Below are 18,998 nucleotides of genomic sequence, written 5' to 3' on the forward strand. Positions count from 1 at the left end.
AACGAGGATCAGGAGTATTTCGGTTACCGGATGCCGATCTGACCGTTCCGGCCTACATATCCAGACCGATGTCGAGTACCCGCACCGAGTGGGTGAGCGCCCCGACGGCGAGGTAGTCAACCCCGGTCCCGGCGTACTCCGCGGCGGTCTCCAGCGACAGTCCACCCGAGGACTCCAGCAGCACACCCGGCGCGCGGGAGTCCCTGCGCTGCACAGCGATCTGGGTCTGCCACACCGGAAAGTTGTCCAGCAGGATCAGCTGCACATCCTCGCCGAGTACCTCGTCGAGTTGCTCGAGGGTGTCCACCTCGACCTCGCACGGCAGGTCCGGGGTAGCTTCCCGGACTGCGCGAAGGGCGGCCACCACCGACCCGGCGGCGGCGACGTGGTTGTCCTTGATCAGCGCGGCATCCCCCAGACCCATCCGATGGTTGACCCCGCCGCCAACCCGCACCGCGTACTTCTGCAGGGCGCGCAGCCCCGGCAGGGTCTTGCGGGTGTCCCGGATGCGGGCCCTGGTCCCGTCGACGGCATCGACCCAGGTCGCGGTCGCGGTCGCGATCCCGGATAGGTGACAGACCAGGTTCAGCAGCGTCCGCTCGGCGGTGAGCAGGCCGCGGGTGCCGGCCTGCATGGTCAGCAGCGGCTGACCGGGTTGCAGTCGGGTGCCGTCCGGCACACTCTCGTGCAGTTGGTATCCGTCGGGCCCCAGCACCTCATCGAGGACCATGGCGGCTACCTCGACACCGGCGGCTACCCCGGGTTCGCGCGCGACCACGGCGGCCTTGGTAGTGGCATCGGCGCGGACGGTCGCCATGGTGGTGACGTCGGGCCCGTACCGCAGATCCTCTTCCAGACCGCGCCGGATGGTACGTAGAGCGTCAGCCCTCTCGTCGGGCGTGAGGCTCATGGCAGGGGCGCGACGGCGGTGTCGCCGACGGTGCGACTGACGGCCTGGGCCGGGTCGGTATCGGGGTAGTCCGCGCGGTGGTGACAGCCCCGGCTCTCGGTGCGGGCCAGTGCCGCGGCGGCGACGGCCCGCGCTGTAGCGGTCAGCGCGGCATCCTCGAAGTCCGTTCGCGTTCCAATGCCGCGGGTCGGAGCGTTCTCCAGGGTGTCGGCCAACTCACGCAGGCCGTCGCCGTCGCGGACCACCGACGCCCACCGGGTCATCGCCTTTTGCAGGACGGGCCGATACAGCGAATCATGCTGGACCGCTTTGGGTTTAGCTATCGGTGATCCGACGCAGCGGGCATGATCGGCCGCGGTACGGCCCGCCCGGCCGCCGACGACCAGCCCCTCCAACAGGCTGTTGGAGGCCAGCCGGTTGGCTCCATGCATACCGGTGCGAGCCACCTCACCGGCGGCGAAAAGCCCAGGCAGTTCGGTACGCCCGTACACGTCGGTGCGCACGCCGCCGCAGCTGTAATGGGCGCCGGGAACCACCGGGATAGGTTGGCGGCTCGGGTCGATACCGGCGGCGTGGCAGGCCGCGGTGACGGTGGGGAATCGCTGTTCGAAGCGCTCGATGGACCGGGCGTCCAAGTACACGCACGCGTCGCCGGTCTGCCGCAGCCGGGCGTCGATCGCCGCGGCCACCACATCGCGGGGAGCCAGGTCACCCATCGGATGGACGCCGGCCGTGACAGAGTCCCCGCGGGCGTCGCGCAGCACCGCGCCCTCCCCGCGCAGCGCCTCGGTGATCAGCGGGCGACGGCCGGTGCCGAGCGGGTCGTACAACATGGTCGGGTGGAACTGGATGAATTCCAGATCGGTGATTCCGACGCCGGCCCACAATGCCAGCGCGATCCCGTCGCCGGTGGAGCCCTCCGGGTTGGTGGTGGCCCGGTACAGGTGGCCCAGACCGCCGGTGGCCATGATCACCGAGGGGCTGTGGATCACGCCCAGCCCGTCGTCGTTACGCACCAGCACTCCGGTGACGCCCGATTCATCGTGGAGCACCTGCAGCGCAACGTGATTGCGCCGGATGTCCAAGGCGGCGGCGGCGAGGTCAAGGGCGCGCTGAACCTCCGCACCGGTGGCGTCGCCCCCGGCGTGCATGATGCGCCGGCGGGAATGCCCGCCCTCACGGGTCAGCGCCCACTGGCCGGGCGCGGATTCATCGAAGCGGGCGCCGTCGGCAATCAGGTCGGCCACCGCGCGGTAGCCGTCGGCGACGATGGAGCGGACCGCCTCGGGCTCACACAGCCCCGCCCCGGCAGCCAGGGTGTCGGCAACGTGGGAGTCCACCGTGTCATCGGTGAACGGCAGCACCACCGCGATACCGCCCTGAGCGTAGAAGGTCGCGGTGTCGTCGGCCTTGCTCAGGATGACGGTACGAGCGCCTTTCCGGTGTGCTGCCAGGCCCGCGGCAAGTCCGGCCACGCCGGTACCGATCACGACGACGTCGGCACGCTGCTGCCACTGGGCTGCGCCACCGCATCCGGCGGTGCTCATTCCCCGCCGCCGGGCTGGCCGATCTCGATCATGCGCTGCACGCTGGCCCGGGCGCGGCGGGCGGTCTCGGGGTCCACGTCAACCTCGTCGGCGCCGTCGGCCAGACTCCGCAGCAGTGCCGCGGGGGTGATCATCTTCATGTACTTACAGGAGGCGCGGTCGTTGACCGCCTGGAAGTCGATACCGGGTGCGGCCCGCCGTAACTGGTGCAGCATCCCGACCTCGGTGGCCACTAGGACCTGCCGGGCGTTCGATGCTCGGGCAGCGTCCAACATCCCGCCGGTGGACAAGATCTTCACCCGCTCCTGCGGGAAGGCGCCCTCACCGGCCAGATACAGCGCCGACGTGGCACAACCGCATTCGGGGTGGACGTATAGTTCGGCATCCGGGTGGCTGCGAGCCTGGGCGGTGAGTTCATCGCCGTTGATCCCGGCGTGCACATGACATTCGCCGGCCCAGATGTGCAGGTTTTTGCGGCCAGTCATCCGTTTCACATGGGCGCCGAGGAACTGATCCGGGCAGAACAGCACCTCACGGTCGGCGGGAATCGACTCCACCACCTCCACGGCATTAGACGAGGTGCAGCAGATGTCGGTCAGAGCCTTCACCGCTGCGGTGGTGTTGACATAGGAGACGACGACAGCGCCGGGGAAATCGTCTTTCCAGGCCTGGAGTTCCTCGGCGGTGATGGAGTCGGCCAACGAGCAGCCGGCCCGCTGATCCGGAATGAGCACAGTCTTCTCAGGGCTGAGGATCTTGGCGGTCTCGGCCATGAAGTGCACGCCGCAGAACACGATGGTGTCCTCGGGCGCCTCGGCGGCGATGCGGGACAGCGCCAGGGAGTCCCCGACGTGGTCGGCGACATCCTGGATCGCCGGCAGTTGGTAGTTGTGCGCCAGGATCGTCGCATTGCGCAGGGTGGCCAGTCGGCGGACCTCCGCGGCCCACCGCTCATCGGCCTCGACGCCGGTATAGCCGCCCGGACCGTCGGTGATGCGGTCGGCAAGGGTGCCCACCTCCGTCGGAGTGACAACCGTCATGGCACGACTCCTGTCTGGGTTCGAAGTTTTCGATCTACAATCGAAAACATGCCTCATGTTAACACTCAACACGAGGCGCTCGCCGTTGTATTCCAGGTCCGCGGCCTCACATCTGGCAAACCCGACCTCAGCGTGCTGTTGTGGCAGCGAGCTCAGGAGCCGGAGTCGGGCAAATGGTCACTGCCCGGTGGCCAGGTCCGCGACGACGAGGATCTCAGCAGTTCGGTGCGCCGCCAACTCGCCGAGAAGGTCGATTTGCGCGAGGTGACCCACCTGGAACAGCTCGCGGTCTTCTCCGAACCGCAGCGGGTGCCCGGCGGGCGGGTGATCGCCTCGGCATTCCTTGGCCTGGTGCCCTCCCCCGCCACGCCCGCCCTGCCCCCGGACACCCGCTGGCATCCGGTACGCAGCCTGCCGCAGATGGCCTTCGACCACGGGCCCATGCTGGCCTACGCCCATTCCCGGCTGGCCGCCAAGCTGTCCTACACCAACATCGGATTCGCCCTGGCGCCAGAGCAATTCGCTCTGTCGACACTGCGTGACATCTACGGCGCAGCGCTCGGCTACCAGGTCGACGCCACCAACCTGCAACGGGTCCTCGCCCGTCGCGGTGTGATCACCCGCACCGGCACCACCGCCCACCCCGGCCGCAGTGGCGGACGCCCGGCGGCGTTGTACCGCTTCACCGATTCCCGCCTGAGGGTCACCGACGAGTTCGCCGCGCTGAAGCCACCCGGGACGCCGACTGGATTCTTAGAGCCCTCTTAAGGTAGAAATAGCGCAATGACAACCGCGGACGGGGCGCTGCGCCCCGAATGGATCGGTCGGGCGCCGCATGAGGAGCTTGAGCGCGGCCACCGGCCCGTCCTCCCCTCGCGGGACCCCTTCTTTACCCCGCCGTCGGGCTTCCAGCACGCTGCGCCCGGCACCGTGCTGCGGTCCCGGGACGTTGAGTTGGGCTTCCTCTCCCTTATCCCGCAGCGGGTTCGGGCCACCCAGTTGCTCTACCGCACCACCGACCGGCACGGCCAACCCGAAGCCACCGTCACCACGGTGCTGGTTCCGGCCGGTCATACCCACCACCATCCCCGGCACGTGGTGTCCTACCAGTGCGCGATCGACGCCGTCTCCTCCCGCTGCTTCCCGTCCTACGCGCTGCGCAGACGCGCCAAGGCGGTGGGGTCGCTGGCCCAGTTTGAGTTTCTCCTGATGGCCGCAGCGCTCGCCGAGGGCTGGGTGGTCTCCGTCCCAGACCATGAGGGCCCCCACGGGATGTGGGGCACTCCGCTCGAGCCGGGCTACCGGGTGCTGGACGGACTGCGCGCTACGTTGAACTTCGAGCGGTTCGGACTGGCCTCGGACAGCAAGGTCGGATTGTGGGGCTACTCCGGGGGTGGTCTGGCCAGCGCGTGGGCCGCCGAGGTGTACGACGCCTATGCCCCGGAACTGAATATCGTTGGCGCCGTGCTCGGCTCGCCGGTGGGCAACCTCGGCAATACCTTCCGCCGGCTCAACGGCACCAGGTTCGCGGCACTACCGGCTCTGGTGGTGGCGGCGCTGCGCAAGGCCTATCCCGACTTGAACCGGGTGATCGAGGAGAACGCCACCGAATCCGGATTGGGATTTCTGGACCGCCTGGAGGACCTGAGCACCGGCGCCGCCCTGATCCGGCACTTCCGACACGATATGGACCGGTGGGTGCACCCCCCACTCGAGGATGTGTTGGCCATGCCGGAAGTTCGGCATGTCTTCGACGACATCCGACTGGGCGGTACCGCGCCGACTCCCCCGGTGTTAATCGTCCAGGCCGTTCACGACTCGGTGATCAACGTCGACGACATCGACGAACTGGCGCACCTCTACGCCGAGGGTGGTGCGCGGGTTACCTACCACCGGGACTTGTTCAGCGAGCACATGCTGCTGCACCCGATGTCGGCGCCCATGACGCTGCGCTGGCTCACCGACCGATTCAACGACCGGCCGTTGGACGCCCACATCATCCGGACCACGTGGCCGACGCTGTTCAATCCGATCACCTATCCGGGCATGGTGCGGCTGAGCCGCATCGTGGCCCGGGTCATAACCGGCGGACGGGTTCCGTTCCGTCCGCTCTAAGAGGGGCGCCCGGCCAAGGGTGCAGGTCCATCGGCGGTGCCTGACGGTTCTGTGGCGGCCAGGCACCCAGATCGTCGCGCGGGGTGGCCACCGTCATGAGCGCATAGACCAGTGCTGCCAACGCCGCCGGCAGCAGCAGGGTCACCGCAATCTGCAACGGGTGGTGTCCCGGAAAAACCGGCGGCGCCTCGGTGAAGTAGGCCACCCGGCTCTCCGGAGTCAGCGACGCCCCTGCACGATCCGGGGTGCCATAACGCCGGTGCGCCAGCCACGCACCGGCACCGGCGGCGGCCGCGGCCGCACCCAGCTGGCCGGCCCACAGCGCGAAGGCCAGCACCGGTCCACGATGGGCGCGCCACTGCCACACCAGCACCGCCGAGACGATCGCCAGCGTGGCCAGCAAGCCGATCAGGATCGCTACCGCGACGAACTGGTTGTCGGCTTCCTTGCCGAGGAAGGCGTCCACCCGCTCACCGGACTTGGTCAGCCCGGTGATGGTGTGGATCGGTGGCGCGATCGAGGCCCACGCAGCGCCCAGTGCGGCACCGGACAAGATAAGCCCGGCAACGACGCTCAGTGCGGCGACGCCGCGCGACCGCCGTGACGGGACGGTCATCGTCGGGCGTCCAGGTCGGCCGAGTCGACGCGGCCATGGCGTGAACACTGCGCCCACCATCCGTCCGGGCGTACCTGCACCACCATCCTCCGGCCGCACGCCGCGCAGAACCGTGGCGGCTCCAGGCCGAGTTGCGCGGTGACCGGTTCGGTCTCACCGTGCAGTTCGCCGGTGTAGACGTTGTACACGCCAGCACCAACCGGCGCCGGCAGCTGATCGGTCATCATTTATAGGCTGGCGTTGAGGGCCTTGATCGGCATCTGCAGATCCTCGAGCAGTTCCAGGTCCGCCTCGGCGGGCCGACCCAGCGTGGTCAGATAGTTGCCGACGATGACGGCGTTGATCCCGCCCAGAATGCCTTGTTTTGCACCGAGATCACCGAGGGTGATCTCGCGGCCGCCGGCGAACCGCAACATCGTCTGCGGCAGCGCCAGGCGGAATGCCGCGACCGCTTTGAGCGCCTCGGCAGCGGGCATGACCTCCAGATCGCCGAACGGCGTGCCCGGCCTGGGATTGAGGAAGTTCAGCGGCACCTCGTGCGGGTTCAACTCGGCGAGTTCGGCGGCGAAATCGGCACGCTGCTCAAGGGTTTCGCCCATTCCGAGAATTCCCCCGCAGCACACCTCCATGCCTGCCTCACGAACCATCTGCAAGGTTTCCCAGCGTTCTTCCCAGGTGTGAGTGGTCACCACGTGGGGAAAGAACGACCGCGCAGTCTCCAGGTTGTGGTTGTAGCGGTGCACGCCCATCGCGGCGAGTCGGTCCACCTGCTCCTGGGTGAGCATGCCCAGCGAGCAGGCGATGTGGATCTCGACCTCGTTGCGGATGGCTTCGATGCCCGCGGCCACCTGTGCCAGCAGCCGCTCGTCGGGGCCACGGACGGCGGCAACGATGCAGAACTCGGTGGCGCCGGTCTTGGCGGTCTGCTTGGCGGCCTCAACCAGACTGGGGACGTCCAGCCAGGCGCTGCGGACGGGCGAGGCGAACAGCCCCGACTGTGCACAGAAATGGCAATCCTCGGGGCAGCCACCGGTTTTGAGACTGATGATGCCTTCGACTTCGACCTCGGGTCCGCACCAGCGCATCCGGACCTCATGTGCCAGTGCCAGCAGTTCCTCGAGCCGGTCGTCAGGCAGTCGCAGGACCGCCAGCACCTGCTCGCGGGACAGTCCTTCGCCGCGCTGCAAAACCTGTTCGCGGGCCTGGGCGAGGATGTCTGAGCTAGTCGGGCCGGCTGCCTGGGTCACGCAGCACAGGTTAGTGCACCGGCTCACCCCACCAGCAGATGGTCGACCCGCTGGTCGGAGTCCCATCGACGCAGTCCGGTCGCCTCGGCGGCCAGTTCGGTGCGGCCGCCGCTGGTGACGGCGATCGCGGTACCGATCTGTTCGACGAACCGCCGCCCGAGAGTGGCGTGCGGAGTCCACTGGCCATGCCGGCAGTGGGCGAGCGGCTCCCCGTCGATGTAGGGCAGGCACACGCCAACTCAGGGCAGACCTGCCACCCAGCGGGCATCAAACGCCTGGCGGCTCATCTCGGCGAACTCCACGGGTGGGAGTGCCCCGGCTCCACCCGGCAGCACCGCCCGGACCGGAGCCAGCCGTGCTAGAGCGTCGCGGTTGTAGGTTTCGGCGGCACCCGGATCGGAAGGCCAACTGCCGATCACCAGGCCGGCACAGGACACGCTGTGGCCGGCGAGTGCTTCCACTGTCAGGGCCGTGTGGTTGAGAGTGCCCAGGCCCGGGGCGCAGACCACCAACACCGGCGCCGCCAACTCCGCGGCGATGTGGCGAAGGGTCACTCCGCCGGCCGCCAGTTCCACCAGCAGACCGCCAGCCCCCTCCACCAGCGTCAGCCGACCGGGTTCATCGACAGCCCGGATCGCCGCCAGAATCTCCTGCGCCGACGGTAGCGACCGGCCGGAGCGCTCCGCGGCCGCCGCCGGGGCCAGCGGCTCGGGATAGCGGGCCACCGAGACCAGCGTGCGCACCCCGGCCAGCCGAGCCACTTCGGCGAGATCGTCGTCTGGCGCGCCGGTCTGGACCGGTTTACACACCGCCACCGGGATACCGCTGCCCAGTGCGAAACTGGCCAGCGCGGCGGTGGCGATCGTCTTGCCCACCCCGGTGCCGGTGCCGGTGACGATGAGAATGCTCACCGGCCGACAAGCACCGCAGTCAGCACCTGGCCGGCCAGGTCGAGTTCCTCGCCGGTCAGCGAAGCCCGGGCCGTCAGCCGCAACCGTGACGTCCCCACTTCAACCGTCGGGGGGCGGAAACAGCCCACCCGCACACCGGCTTCCAGACAGGCCGCCGCCGCTGCGACCGCACTGTCCGGGTCGCCGAGGATCACCGACACCACCGCGGACTGCGGCCGGGCGTCGACCGCGCACACTCGGGCGAGGAAGCCGGCATGATCGAGGGCGGCCTGCGCCCGCCACGGCTCATCGGCCAGGACCCGCAACGCCCCCTGCGCGGCACCGACGCAGGCCGGTGCCAGTCCGGTGTCGAAGATGAACGGACGGGCCGTGTTGATCAGGTGGTCGCGCAGTGCCGGCGAGCTGAGCACCGCGCCGCCCTGGCTGCCCAGCGCTTTGGACAGGGTGGTCGTCATCACCACCTCGGGTGCGCCGGCCAGTCCCGTTTCATGCACTAACCCGCGGCCGCCGCTACCCCGCACTCCGAGTCCGTGGGCCTCGTCGACCAGCAGGACTGCCCGGTGGGTACGACACAGGTCGTACAGCTGCTGCACCGGGGCCAGGGCTCCGTCGGTGCTGAAGACCGAGTCGGTGACAACGACGGCGCGTTCCTCGTCCCGCCCGGCCAGTGCGGCCTCGACGGCGTCGACATCGAGATGGGGGGTCACCACCACCCGTGCCCGCGACAACCGGCACCCGTCCACCAGGGAGGCGTGGGCGGCTGCGTCGGACACAACAAGTGAACCGGGACCCGAAAGACTCACCAGCGCAGAGAGATTGGCTGTGTAGCCGGAGGAGAACACCAGTCCCGCCGGCGCACCGACGAAGTCGGCCAGCGACTGCTCGAACTCTTCGTGCAATTCGGTGTTTCCGGTGACCAGCCGCGATCCGGTCGACCCGGCGCCCCAGGTGCGCAGGGCGCGCACCCCGGCGTCGATCACCTCCGGGTGCTGCGCCAGACCCAGGTAATCGTTGGAGGCCAGGTCAACCTCGCAACCGACTGCCGGCCGTGGCCGCAATGCCCGGCGCAGCCCGGCCTGCCGGCGTTGCTGTTGCGCGTCGTCCAGCCAGGCCAGCGGCGAAATCTCGGTACCCGTCATTACACCTCTACCCTAGGACGCGCTCGTCGGCCGCCACTACCCGACGGCGCGAGCGACCGCGACCATCGCTGAGGTGATCTGTTCGACCTCGGCGTCGGTGCATATGAACGGCGGCATCGCGTAGATGAGGTTGCGGAACGGGCGTAGCCAGACGCCGTGGTCCAGTGCCACCGGGGTGGCCGCGGCGAGGTCGACGGGCCGGACGGTTTCGATCACCCCGATCGCCCCGAATACCCGGACGTCAGCGACCTGCGGCACGGCCCGGGCCGGTTCGAGTCCGTCGGCCAGACCGGATCCGATCGCCCCGACGCGGGCCCGCCAGTCCTGGTCGAGCAGCAGTTCCACCGAGGCCACCGCCACAGCACAGGCCAGCGGGTTGGCCATGAAGGTAGGGCCGTGCATCAGCGCCCCGGCCTGCCCGGTGCTGATGGTCTCGGCGATGCCCCGGGTGCACAGGGTCGCCGCCAATGTGATGTAGCCGCCGGTCAATGCTTTGCCCACGCACATGATGTCCGGGCTGATCCCCGCGTGATCGGCGGCGAACAGTTCGCCGGTTCGGCCGAATCCGGTGGCGATCTCGTCAAAGATCAACAACACCCCGTGGCGGTCGCAGATGGCCCGCAGATCGGCCAGATAGCGCGGGTCGTGGAAGCGCATCCCGCCCGCGCCCTGAACCACCGGTTCGACGATCACCGCCGCGAGTTGATCAGCACACGAGGACAATTGAGCCTCGAACGCGTGAACATATCCGGGGTCATACTCGGTGGGCACCGCCGGCGCGAAGACCTGTTCGGCCAGAACGTCGCGCCACAGGGTGTGCATGCCGCCATCGGGGTCGCAGACGCTCATCGGCGTGAAGGTGTCTCCGTGATAGCCGCCGCGCCAGGTCATCAGTCGGCGTTTGCCGAACTGTCCGGTGCTGCGCCAATACTGCAGAGCCATCTTCGCCGCCACCTCGACGGCGACCGAACCGGAGTCGGAGAAGAACACCGTATCCAGGCCGACAGGGGTGATGTCCACCAGTAGTTGGGCCAGTCGGGCGGCGGGTTCGTGGGTCAGTCCGCCGAACATCACGTGGTTCATCGTCTGCAGTTGCCGGGTGATCGCGGCGTCCAGAACCGGATGGCCGTGACCGTGCAGGGCCGTCCACCAGGAGGCCATCGCGTCGAGCACGCGGATCTCGGATCCGTCCCGGACCACGGTCAGCCAGGCTCCTTTGGCGCCCACCGCGACGACCGGCGGGAAGACCCCGGAGCCGCCCCCCAAGTCGGCAACAGAGCCCGGGCCGCGGATCGTGCTGTACGGATGCCAGACGTGCGCGGCATCGATGGCGCTGATCTGCTGCGGAGTCAACGCCGACACATCGGCAAGCCTAACGTCGGCAGCGCGGTGGGAAGATCTCCGCCGGCACGGAAGTGGTCGGCCGAATTGATAGATTGAGCGGCAACCATGGCCACCCCCACTTTGACCCGGCCGTCGGAGACCACCGCACCGGGGCCTACTGCTTCGTGCCCGACCGACCCGGCTCCGGCGCCGCGTCGGTCGGTTCTGTATCGCCACGATCTGGATGGGTTGCGCGGAGTGGCGATTGCCCTCGTGGCGATCTTCCACGTGTGGTTCGGCCGGGTGTCCGGCGGCGTCGACGTCTTCCTGGCATTGTCCGGCTTCTTCTTCGGCAGTTCCCTGTTGCGCCATGTGCTAACCCCGGGCTCATCGCTATCGCCGTGGCCGCATGTCAAGCGGTTGGCGCGGCGGCTGCTGCCGGCGCTGATCGTGGTGCTCGCAGCGGCCGGAGTGCTGACCGTGCTGGTGCAACCGCAGACCCGGTGGGAGACGTTCGCCGACCAGACCCTGGCCAGCCTCGGCTACTACCAGAACTGGGAGTTGGCCGCGACGGCCGCTGACTACCGGCGCGCCGGCGAGGCGGTGTCCCCCCTGCAGCACATCTGGTCGATGTCGGTGCAGGGCCAGTTCTACCTCGCCTTCCTGCTGCTGGTCCTGGTCGTCGCTGCGCTGCTGCGGCGACCGCTGGGTCCGCGGCGGCTGCGTGCGGTGTTTGTCGTTCTGCTCGGCGGTCTGACCGTGGCGTCGTTCGTCTACGCGATCGTCGCCCACCAGTCCGACCAGATCACCGCCTACTACAACAGCTTCGCCCGCGCCTGGGAACTGCTGATCGGGGTACTCATCGGGGCGTTCCTGCCGTTCGTCGACTGGCCGATGCGCGTGCGCACCCTGCTGGCCGCCCTCGGGCTGACGACGATTCTGCTGTGCGGGGTGCTGATCGACGGGGTGCACGAATTTCCGGGTGCCTGGGCCTTGGTGCCGGTCGGTGCCACGATGCTGCTCATCCTGGCGGGCGCCAATCGGACGGCTCGGCCGTCCACGGCCGGACGGCTCCCGCTGCCCAACCGGCTGCTGGCCAGCCGGCCGCTGGTCAGGCTTGGCGCGATGGCCTACGCGTTGTATCTGTGGCACTGGCCGCTGCTCATCTTCTGGCTGGCTTACACCGGCGAAACGCGCGCCACGTTCACCGACGGTCTGGTGATCCTGCTGGTGTCCGGGCTGTTGGCCTACCTGACGATGCGGTTCGTCGAGGAGCCACTGCGCTATCCCCAGACCGCGACCGCCGATACGTCGTTGCTGGCGCGGCTGGGCCGGCCGACCCTTATCGGCGGCACTGCGGTGGCCCTGCTCGCGGTGACCCTGACCGTCACCTCCTTCACCTGGCGCGAACGGATGGCCGACCAGCGGGCCGACGGCAAGGAATTGGCTGCGCTGGCGCCGGACGGATATCCCGGCGCGCGGGCGCTTATCAACGACACCAAAGTTCCGGACCTCCCGTTCCGCCCCACCGTGTTGGAAGCTGCCGACGACGTTCCGCCGTCCACCAGCGACGGATGTATCAGTGATTTCGGCAATGTCGGCATCATCAACTGCACCTACGGGGATCTGACGGCCGATCGGACGATCGCCCTCGCGGGCGGTTCGCATGCCGAGCACTGGATCACCGCGTTGGACATCCTCGGCAAGGAGCACAACTTCAAGGTCGTCACCTACCTGAAGATGGGTTGCCCGCTGACCACCGAACCGCGGCCTGTGGTGATGGGCGACAACCGCCCCTACCCGAATTGCCGGCAGTGGAACGAGCGGGTGATGGGCAAGCTGATCACAGATCGCCCCGATTACGTGTTCACCACCTCGACCCGGCCGTGGAACACCAAACCCGGCGACACCATGCCGGGAACCTACATCGGGATCTGGAAGGAACTCTCGGAGAATGGAATTCCGATTCTGGGTGTGCGGGACACTCCGTGGCTGACTCGTAACGGGGAACCGTTCATACCCGCGGATTGCCTGGCTGAGGGCGGTGATGCGGTGTCGTGCGGGATCAAGCGTTCCAAGGTGCTCTCGGATCGCAACCCGACGTTGGATTTCGTCGGCCGGTTCCCGATGCTTAAGGCACTGGATATGAGCGACGCGGTCTGCCGGGAGGACATCTGCCGGGCCATCGAGGGCAATGTGCTCGTCTACCACGATGCCCATCACCTGTCGGCGTCTTACATGCGCACCATGACCCCCGAACTGGGCCGGCAGATCGGTGAAGCCACCGGTTGGTGGTGAGGAGACAGATTCGGCTTTGTTCCAGCCCACGCGGGACGGTCGTCGCCGATAGGGTCTGATCATGCCGCCGCGCGAAGCTCACCGGGCCGTGTGGCCTGGAACCCCGTATCCCCTCGGTGCGACCTACGACGGGGCCGGCACCAACTTCTCGGTCTTCTCCGAGGTCGCCGAGAGGGTGGAGTTGTGCCTTATCGACGACCGCAGCGTGGAAACGCGTATCAACCTCGATGAGGTCGACGGCTTCGTCTGGCACGCCTACCTGCCGACCGCCGCGCCGGGCCAGCGGTACGGCTTCCGGGTGCACGGGCCGTGGGATCCGGCCGTCGGACTGCGTTGTGACCCCAGCAAGTTGCTGCTCGACCCGTACGGCAAATCCTTCGAGGGAAACTTCGACTTCACCCAGGCCCTGTACTCCTACGACCTGGCCGGGGGCGACGAACCGCCGCGAGTCGACTCGCTGGGGCACACCATGACCAGTGTCGTGATCAACCCGTTCTTCGAATGGGGTTCAGATCACCCACCCCGCACGCCCTACCACGAGACGATCATCTACGAGACACACGTCAAGGGTATGACCCAGACCCACCCGGGGGTACCGGAAGAACTGCGCGGCACCTACGCCGGGTTGGCGCATCCGGCGGTGGTCGACCACCTCAAGTCGCTCAACGTCACAGCGATCGAACTCATGCCCGTGCATCAGTTCATGAATGACAAGCGGTTGCTTGACCTCGGGTTGCGAAACTATTGGGGCTACAACACATTCGGATTTTTCGCTCCGCACGCCGAGTACGCGTTCAACCAGCACGCCGCAGGCGCGGTAGGCGAGTTCAAGTCGATGGTGCGGGCGTTCCACGACGCCGGCATCGAAGTGATCCTCGACGTGGTCTACAACCACACCGCCGAGAGCGACCACCTCGGCCCGACTGTGAACTTCCGCGGCATCGACAACGCTGCCTACTATCGACTGCTCGACTCCGATCCGGCGCTCTACAAGGACTTCACCGGAACCGGCAACAGCCTCAACGTCCGCCACCCGCACACGCTGCAACTCATCATGGATTCGCTGCGGTACTGGGTGCTCGACATGCACGTCGACGGGTTCCGCTTCGACTTGGCCTCCACGCTGGCCCGGGAGTTCTACGAAGTCGACCGACTTTCGGCGTTCTTCGACATCATCCAGCAGGATCCGGTCATCAGCCAGGTGAAACTCATTGCTGAACCGTGGGACATCGGCGAAGGCGGCTACCAGGTGGGCAACTTCCCCGGGCTGTGGACCGAGTGGAACGGCAAATACCGCGACACCGTCCGGGACTACTGGCGCGGCGAACCGGCGGCACTGGGCGAATTCGCCTCCCGGCTGACCGGGTCGTCGGATCTCTACGAGGTCACCGGTCGGCGGCCGATCGCCAGTATCAACTTCGTCACCTGTCACGACGGATTCACTCTCGCGGATCTGGTGTCCTACAACGAGAAACACAACGACGCCAACGGCGAGCACAACCGCGACGGGGAGAACCACAACCGGTCCTGGAACTGTGGGGTGGAGGGACCAACCGAGGATCCGGAGATCATCGCTTTGCGGCACCGACAGATGCGCAACATCATGGTCACGCTGATGGTGTCGCAGGGCACGCCGATGATCAGCCACGGCGACGAGGTCGGCCGCACCCAGCGTGGCAATAACAACGGCTACTGCCAGGACAACGAGATCACCTGGATCGACTGGGCGGGTGCCGATGAGTACGCCGACATGCTCGAGTTCACCCGCAGGGTGACCGCCCTGCGCAAGGCCCACCCGGTATTCCGCCGGCGCCGCTTCTTCGACGGTCGGCCCTCGCACCACGGTCATCAAATGCGCGACATCTACTGGCTGACCCGAGACGGCGTGGAAATGAGCTCCGACGACTGGCACTCCGGTATCAAGTCGGTGGCTGTCGGGCTCAACGGCGAGGCACTGAGGGAACCTGATGCGCGCGGCGAACGTATCGTCGACGACTCGTTTCTGCTGTGCTTCAACGCCCACGCCTACGCGGTGGAGTTCACCATTCCTGATGGCCCCTACGCCAGGCTGTGGAAAACCGTGATCGACACCTTCGACCCGTGGGAGTCCATCGAGCGCCATGTACCCGCCGGGACAGCCATCACGGTCGAGGGCCGCTCGGTTCTGGTGCTGAAAAAGATCGCCTAGCGGTCGGCGCATTCGTCGGCGGTGCTGCGCACGGCTGTGGATTGAGGTAACCGCCCGGGCTCCGGATCAGCCACCATCGGGCCCATGACACCGTTACCTTCGATCGACACCGCGACCGACCCGGTGCATTGCGCCGACGATATGCTGCAGCGCTGGCGGGCGCTGATGGGGCCGTTGGGATTCGGCGAGCGGCTGCTGTGGGTCGGCTTCGTCGGCCCCGATCGACGCATGAACAAGGTCCTCAGTCAGGTGGCCGTCGGCGCCTGCCCGCATCGGGACATCACCGACAGCCTCTTGGTCGGCTTGGCGGTTCTCCTTGATGGGGACTTCGAGGCTGGGACCTCGGTGGCACTGCTGCTCACCCGACCGGGGCGCGACCCGGTGTCCGCCGGTGATCGGCGCTGGGCTGCCGTTCTCACCGATGCGGCCGCGCGCGCCGGCGTCCCACTGGAGCCGATCTTCCGGGCCAATGATGCGGCGATCCTTCAGCTGTGAACCCGGGATTGGGGCTGCCGGACTCAGGTCAGGTACCGGTAGGCCGGTGATCCCGGTTCGAGGGCTTCGACACCGATCCCCGAGGCGGCCATCCGGGCCCGCAGCCCGTCGTAGCCGGCCGCCGAACCGAGTTCGATACCGACCAGCGCCTCACCGGTGTCCCGGTTGTTGCGTTTGACGTACTCGAAGAGCGTGATGTCGTCGCCCGGACCGAGGACCTCGTCGAGGAAGCGGCGTAGCGCCCCGGGCTCCTGCGGAAAATCGACCAGGAAATAGTGCTTGAGACCCTTGTGCACCAGAGACCGTTCGAGTACTTCGCCGTAGCGGGAGACGTCGTTATTGCCGCCCGAGATCAGGCACACCACAGTCGATCCCGGCACAACGTCGGCTTCCAGCAAGGCTGCCACCGACAGCGCGCCGGCGGGTTCGGCGATGATGCCTTCGTTCTGGTAGAGGTCGAGCATCGCGGTGCACACCGCGCCCTCGTCAACGGTGGTGACCGACACCATGTCCCCGGCCGCGGCCAGCGCCTGGTAGGTCAGTGTGCCGGCCCGCTTGACCGCTGCTCCATCGACGAACTGGTCGACGACATCCAAGGTCACCGGGCCGCCCGCGGACAGCGCCGCGATCATCGACGCCGCACCGGCCGGCTCGACGCCCAGCACCGCGGTGGTCGACGTCCGCTCAGCCAGATAGGTGGTGATTCCCGCAATGCAGCCGCCGCCTCCGACCCCCACGATCACCAGGTCGGGTTCGGCTTCGAGTTGGTCGAGGACCTCCACTGCGATGGTGCCCTGTCCGGCCATGGTGCGTGGGTCGTCGTACGGCGGCACCAGGGTTGCCCCGGTGCGTGCGACATCGTCGAGGGCAGCGCCGGCGGCCTCGTCGTAGCCGGCGCCGCCCACGATCAACTCGATGAAGTCACCGCCGTGGTAACTGATCCGATCGCGCTTCTGCCGGGGAGTTTTCGCCGGCACATAGACCCGACCGTGAACGCGCATATGTCGGCAGGCCAACGCGAAACCCTGGGCGTGATTGCCCGCCGACGAACAGACCACTCCGGCGCGAAGCTCGTCATCGGTCAGTTGCATGAGCAGGTTGTAGGCGCCGCGCAGCTTGTAGGAGCGCACACTCTGCAGATCCTCACGCTTGAGGTAGACCTCAGCGCCGGTGATCGCCGAAAGCCGGTCGCTGTACTCAAGCGGGGTGCGCGTGACGACGTCGGCGATGCGCCGGGCAGCCTCATCAATGTCGGCGGCGCTCAGTGGCGGGGCCACGCGACTCTGGCTCAACTCGGCGGACACCGGTTAATGGTGCCACCGGGCGGGGGAAATCAGTGAATCGGGGTGAGCACGAACAAGGGGATCTCCCGATCGGTTTTCTGCTGGTAGTCGGCGTAGTCGGGCCAGACCTCCACCGCGCGCCGCCACCAGGTGGCCTTCTCATCGCCGAATACCTCACGGGCTTCGTAGTCGGCCGACTCGGTGCCGTCCTGCAGTTCCACCCGGGGATATTTGGTGATGTTGTAGTACCACACCGGGTGCTTGGGCGCCCCGCCGAGGGAGGCGACCACGGCGTACTCACCGTTGTGCTCAACCCGCATCAACGGGGTCTTGCGTAACTTGCCGGTTTTGGCGCCGATTGTGGTGAGAAGTACGACGGGCTTGCCCTTGAGGTCGGTGCCTTCGGTGCCGCCGGACGCCATGTACAACTCGGCGTTCTCGCGGGCCCAGTCAGAGGTGCTCGGCTCGTATTCTCCGGTCAGCGGCATGGTGTAAACCCTATAGCCGACTGCCGTGTCCGGCGTAACGTCGGGGCAAGGCGGTGCGACAGACTGCCGGGAATCGGCTCGACGAGGAGGTCAGCACACGTGCCAACAGGCGTGGGTTGCGGTGTACTCGCGGTGATCGCCGCGGCGACACTCGGTGCGTTTGGGAGTGCAGGGGGCGCTTCGGCCGACAGCCAGTACAACGGTCAGACCTACACCCAGGCCCGGGAGACGATCACTAAGACCGGCATGACGAGCAAGGTCGGGACGGTAGTCGGCGACCAAGTGCCGACAGCCCAGTGCATCGTCACCGGCTCCAAGACCCTCCCCGTGCAGGGATCGAGCGGGACAACCGGCGGCAACGAGGTGCTGCTCGACCTCGACTGCACGGCCGCCGCGCAGTCGAAAGCCTCAGCGGCGGCGACCCCGTCGGCCAGCCAGCCGGCAACCGCCGCCGCGCAGGTAACTGAGAAGGAGCCGCAACCGGGGCCATAGGCTCCATCACCCTGAACTGTGTGGGCTGATTCAGAGCCTTGGGCGTTCCGCGGCGACTACAGGGAGACACTTTGAACAGCACCACGACGCTGTCCATGACCGATGGCACCGCAATCGTGGTACCCAATTCGGTCGACTTGATCACGCCGTATGTGTTGCGGGAGCAGGCCGATTGGTTCGAGGACGAGATCGGTTTCCTGCGTCGACTGCTGCTGCCCGGCGATCAGCTGATCGACATCGGGGCCAATTACGGGGTGTACGCCCTGTCGCTGGCGCGGGCGGTCGGCCCCGGTGGACGCGTCTGGGCTTTCGAGCCGGCATCCAGTACCGCCGGCCTGCTGGTCGAGTCCGTCAGGGCAAACGGATTTGCGCAACTCGTAGTCGACCAACGGGCAGTGTCCAGCGCCCCGGGAAAGGCGCGTCTGGCTCTCAATGCCAACTCGGAACTGAATTCGCTTGCGCGTGACGGTGTGCCATCAGGAAGCTTCGAGATGGTTGGTCTCACCACCCTGGACGAGTGTATGGACCAGTACGGATGGCGCGATATCAGGTTGCTGAAGATCGATGCGGAGGGCGAGGAAACTCGCATCGTGGATGGTGGTTCGAGGTTCTTCCGGGAACTCGCCCCTCTGGTCCTGTACGAGATCAAGGTGGGCGACCAGTGGCAAACCGAACTGGTTGAGCGCTTCAGTCGGGTGGGTTACCAGTCCTACCGGTTGGTTCCCGGCCTTGACGTGCTGGCTCCATTCGCCCCTGGCGAGCCCCCTGATGGTTATCTGCTCAACCTGTTCGCGTGCAAAGCAGACCGGGCCGACGAGTTGGCGGCGCAGGGTTACCTAGTCCGGCGCGGGGAGGTGGAGGCCGTCGGGCCGGAATTGGACAGGGCCCGTCGCGACGTCCGCTACT

Annotated in this window: 19 protein-coding genes; 7 read left to right on the top strand and 12 right to left on the bottom strand. The window is 67.3% G+C overall.

Annotated elements, in window-relative coordinates:
• Positions 1 to 52 precede the first annotated feature (52 nt).
• Genes nadC through nadA form a run of 3 tightly spaced genes read right to left on the bottom strand, consistent with a single transcriptional unit; the run spans position 53 to position 3,497 of the window.
• Positions 53 to 910 carry a carboxylating nicotinate-nucleotide diphosphorylase gene (nadC, locus tag ADBZ5N_RS09765; protein ID WP_526257292.1) on the bottom strand — a complete coding sequence of 286 codons (858 nt, stop codon included), beginning with the start codon at positions 908 to 910 and terminating at the stop codon, positions 53 to 55.
• Positions 907 to 2,457, bottom strand: coding sequence for an L-aspartate oxidase (locus ADBZ5N_RS09770; protein ID WP_526257293.1), 1,551 nt, complete (start codon positions 2,455 to 2,457; stop codon positions 907 to 909). Before ADBZ5N_RS09770 ends, nadC begins: the two co-directional genes overlap by 4 nt.
• Positions 2,454 to 3,497 carry a quinolinate synthase NadA gene (gene nadA / locus ADBZ5N_RS09775; protein WP_526257294.1) on the bottom strand — a complete coding sequence of 348 codons (1,044 nt, stop codon included), beginning with the start codon at positions 3,495 to 3,497 and terminating at the stop codon, positions 2,454 to 2,456. The genes ADBZ5N_RS09770 and nadA overlap by 4 nt, the downstream gene beginning before the upstream one ends.
• Before the next feature lie 48 nt (positions 3,498 to 3,545).
• Here nadA and ADBZ5N_RS09780 point away from each other — a divergent pair, with 48 nt between their 5' ends.
• Both ADBZ5N_RS09780 and ADBZ5N_RS09785 read left to right on the top strand, forming a co-directional pair.
• Complete coding sequence (locus ADBZ5N_RS09780) at positions 3,546 to 4,265, top strand: NUDIX domain-containing protein (RefSeq protein ID WP_526257295.1); 720 nt, start codon at positions 3,546 to 3,548, stop codon at positions 4,263 to 4,265.
• 15 nt (positions 4,266 to 4,280) lie between these two features.
• Entirely contained in the window at positions 4,281 to 5,612 is a 1,332-nt protein-coding gene (locus tag ADBZ5N_RS09785; RefSeq protein WP_526257296.1) for a lipase family protein, read from the top strand.
• On the opposite strand, the gene ADBZ5N_RS09790 is transcribed toward ADBZ5N_RS09785, so the two are convergent.
• The 7 genes from ADBZ5N_RS09790 to bioA are packed head-to-tail and all read right to left on the bottom strand — an operon-like array spanning position 5,575 to position 10,887.
• The gene (locus ADBZ5N_RS09790) at positions 5,575 to 6,228 is read right to left on the bottom strand and encodes a DUF2567 domain-containing protein (protein ID WP_526257297.1); all 654 of its coding nucleotides are present in this window, start codon (positions 6,226 to 6,228) and stop codon (positions 5,575 to 5,577) included. The two genes, ADBZ5N_RS09785 and ADBZ5N_RS09790, sit on opposite strands and share 38 nt — an antisense overlap.
• On the bottom strand, positions 6,225 to 6,452 hold the full coding sequence (bsaP, locus tag ADBZ5N_RS09795) for a biotin synthase auxiliary protein BsaP (protein WP_526257298.1): 228 nt from the start codon (positions 6,450 to 6,452) through the stop codon (positions 6,225 to 6,227). The genes ADBZ5N_RS09790 and bsaP overlap by 4 nt, the downstream gene beginning before the upstream one ends.
• A gap of 3 nt (positions 6,453 to 6,455) precedes the next feature.
• The gene (bioB, locus tag ADBZ5N_RS09800) at positions 6,456 to 7,475 is read right to left on the bottom strand and encodes a biotin synthase BioB (RefSeq protein ID WP_526257299.1); all 1,020 of its coding nucleotides are present in this window, start codon (positions 7,473 to 7,475) and stop codon (positions 6,456 to 6,458) included.
• A 23-nt stretch (positions 7,476 to 7,498) separates the two neighbouring features.
• Positions 7,499 to 7,708: a hypothetical protein gene (locus ADBZ5N_RS09805; RefSeq protein WP_526257300.1), complete on the bottom strand. Its 210-nt coding sequence runs from the start codon at positions 7,706 to 7,708 to the stop codon at positions 7,499 to 7,501.
• A gap of 6 nt (positions 7,709 to 7,714) precedes the next feature.
• Complete coding sequence (gene bioD / locus ADBZ5N_RS09810) at positions 7,715 to 8,386, bottom strand: dethiobiotin synthase (protein ID WP_526257301.1); 672 nt, start codon at positions 8,384 to 8,386, stop codon at positions 7,715 to 7,717.
• Positions 8,383 to 9,525 (bottom strand): 8-amino-7-oxononanoate synthase, encoded by a 1,143-nt coding sequence (gene bioF / locus ADBZ5N_RS09815; RefSeq protein ID WP_526257302.1) that lies wholly within the window; start codon positions 9,523 to 9,525, stop codon positions 8,383 to 8,385. Before bioF ends, bioD begins: the two co-directional genes overlap by 4 nt.
• Positions 9,526 to 9,561: 36 nt before the next feature.
• Positions 9,562 to 10,887 (bottom strand): adenosylmethionine--8-amino-7-oxononanoate transaminase, encoded by a 1,326-nt coding sequence (bioA, locus tag ADBZ5N_RS09820; RefSeq protein WP_526257303.1) that lies wholly within the window; start codon positions 10,885 to 10,887, stop codon positions 9,562 to 9,564.
• A gap of 87 nt (positions 10,888 to 10,974) precedes the next feature.
• Here bioA and sucT point away from each other — a divergent pair, with 87 nt between their 5' ends.
• The 3 genes from sucT to ADBZ5N_RS09835 all read left to right on the top strand — a co-directional run bounded on the left by sucT (position 10,975) and on the right by ADBZ5N_RS09835 (position 15,829).
• Positions 10,975 to 13,146, top strand: coding sequence for an acetyltransferase SucT (gene sucT, locus ADBZ5N_RS09825; RefSeq protein ID WP_526257304.1), 2,172 nt, complete (start codon positions 10,975 to 10,977; stop codon positions 13,144 to 13,146).
• Positions 13,147 to 13,207: 61 nt separating this feature from the next.
• Positions 13,208 to 15,334: a glycogen debranching protein GlgX gene (glgX, locus tag ADBZ5N_RS09830; RefSeq protein ID WP_526257305.1), complete on the top strand. Its 2,127-nt coding sequence runs from the start codon at positions 13,208 to 13,210 to the stop codon at positions 15,332 to 15,334.
• Positions 15,335 to 15,418: 84 nt separating this feature from the next.
• Positions 15,419 to 15,829, top strand: coding sequence for a hypothetical protein (locus ADBZ5N_RS09835; RefSeq protein WP_526257306.1), 411 nt, complete (start codon positions 15,419 to 15,421; stop codon positions 15,827 to 15,829).
• A gap of 23 nt (positions 15,830 to 15,852) precedes the next feature.
• On the opposite strand, the gene ilvA is transcribed toward ADBZ5N_RS09835, so the two are convergent.
• Positions 15,853 to 17,133, bottom strand: a complete 1,281-nt coding sequence (gene ilvA, locus ADBZ5N_RS09840; RefSeq protein WP_526257307.1) for a threonine ammonia-lyase IlvA — start codon at positions 17,131 to 17,133, stop codon at positions 15,853 to 15,855.
• Positions 17,134 to 17,162: 29 nt separating this feature from the next.
• Positions 17,163 to 17,600, bottom strand: coding sequence for a nitroreductase family deazaflavin-dependent oxidoreductase (locus tag ADBZ5N_RS09845; RefSeq protein ID WP_526257308.1), 438 nt, complete (start codon positions 17,598 to 17,600; stop codon positions 17,163 to 17,165).
• A gap of 99 nt (positions 17,601 to 17,699) precedes the next feature.
• Here ADBZ5N_RS09845 and ADBZ5N_RS09850 point away from each other — a divergent pair, with 99 nt between their 5' ends.
• Both ADBZ5N_RS09850 and ADBZ5N_RS09855 read left to right on the top strand, forming a co-directional pair.
• Complete coding sequence (locus ADBZ5N_RS09850; protein ID WP_526257309.1) at positions 17,700 to 18,092, top strand: hypothetical protein; 393 nt, start codon at positions 17,700 to 17,702, stop codon at positions 18,090 to 18,092.
• A 71-nt stretch (positions 18,093 to 18,163) separates the two neighbouring features.
• The coding region (locus ADBZ5N_RS09855) for an FkbM family methyltransferase (protein ID WP_526257310.1) at positions 18,164 to 18,998 on the top strand (835 nt) is incomplete at its 3' end.

The organism is Mycobacterium sp. (assembly GCF_044370595.1).
GTDB lineage: Bacteria > Actinomycetota > Actinomycetes > Mycobacteriales > Mycobacteriaceae > Mycobacterium.

What these genes read in the sequence shown, in the direction of transcription:
- bsaP (WP_526257298.1), bottom strand. Translation starts at nt 6,452, where the DNA reads ATGACCGATCAGCTGCCGGCGCCGGTTGGTGCTGGCGTGTACAACGTC.
- ADBZ5N_RS09835 (WP_526257306.1), top strand. Translation starts at nt 15,419, where the DNA reads ATGACACCGTTACCTTCGATCGACACCGCGACCGACCCGGTGCATTGC.
- ADBZ5N_RS09845 (WP_526257308.1), bottom strand. Translation starts at nt 17,600, where the DNA reads ATGCCGCTGACCGGAGAATACGAGCCGAGCACCTCTGACTGGGCCCGC.
- nadC (WP_526257292.1), bottom strand. Translation starts at nt 910, where the DNA reads ATGAGCCTCACGCCCGACGAGAGGGCTGACGCTCTACGTACCATCCGG.
- ADBZ5N_RS09785 (WP_526257296.1), top strand. Translation starts at nt 4,281, where the DNA reads ATGACAACCGCGGACGGGGCGCTGCGCCCCGAATGGATCGGTCGGGCG.
- ADBZ5N_RS09770 (WP_526257293.1), bottom strand. Translation starts at nt 2,457, where the DNA reads ATGAGCACCGCCGGATGCGGTGGCGCAGCCCAGTGGCAGCAGCGTGCC.
- glgX (WP_526257305.1), top strand. Translation starts at nt 13,208, where the DNA reads ATGCCGCCGCGCGAAGCTCACCGGGCCGTGTGGCCTGGAACCCCGTAT.
- ADBZ5N_RS09790 (WP_526257297.1), bottom strand. Translation starts at nt 6,228, where the DNA reads ATGACCGTCCCGTCACGGCGGTCGCGCGGCGTCGCCGCACTGAGCGTC.
- nadA (WP_526257294.1), bottom strand. Translation starts at nt 3,497, where the DNA reads ATGACGGTTGTCACTCCGACGGAGGTGGGCACCCTTGCCGACCGCATC.
- sucT (WP_526257304.1), top strand. Translation starts at nt 10,975, where the DNA reads ATGGCCACCCCCACTTTGACCCGGCCGTCGGAGACCACCGCACCGGGG.
- bioF (WP_526257302.1), bottom strand. Translation starts at nt 9,525, where the DNA reads ATGACGGGTACCGAGATTTCGCCGCTGGCCTGGCTGGACGACGCGCAA.
- ADBZ5N_RS09780 (WP_526257295.1), top strand. Translation starts at nt 3,546, where the DNA reads ATGCCTCATGTTAACACTCAACACGAGGCGCTCGCCGTTGTATTCCAG.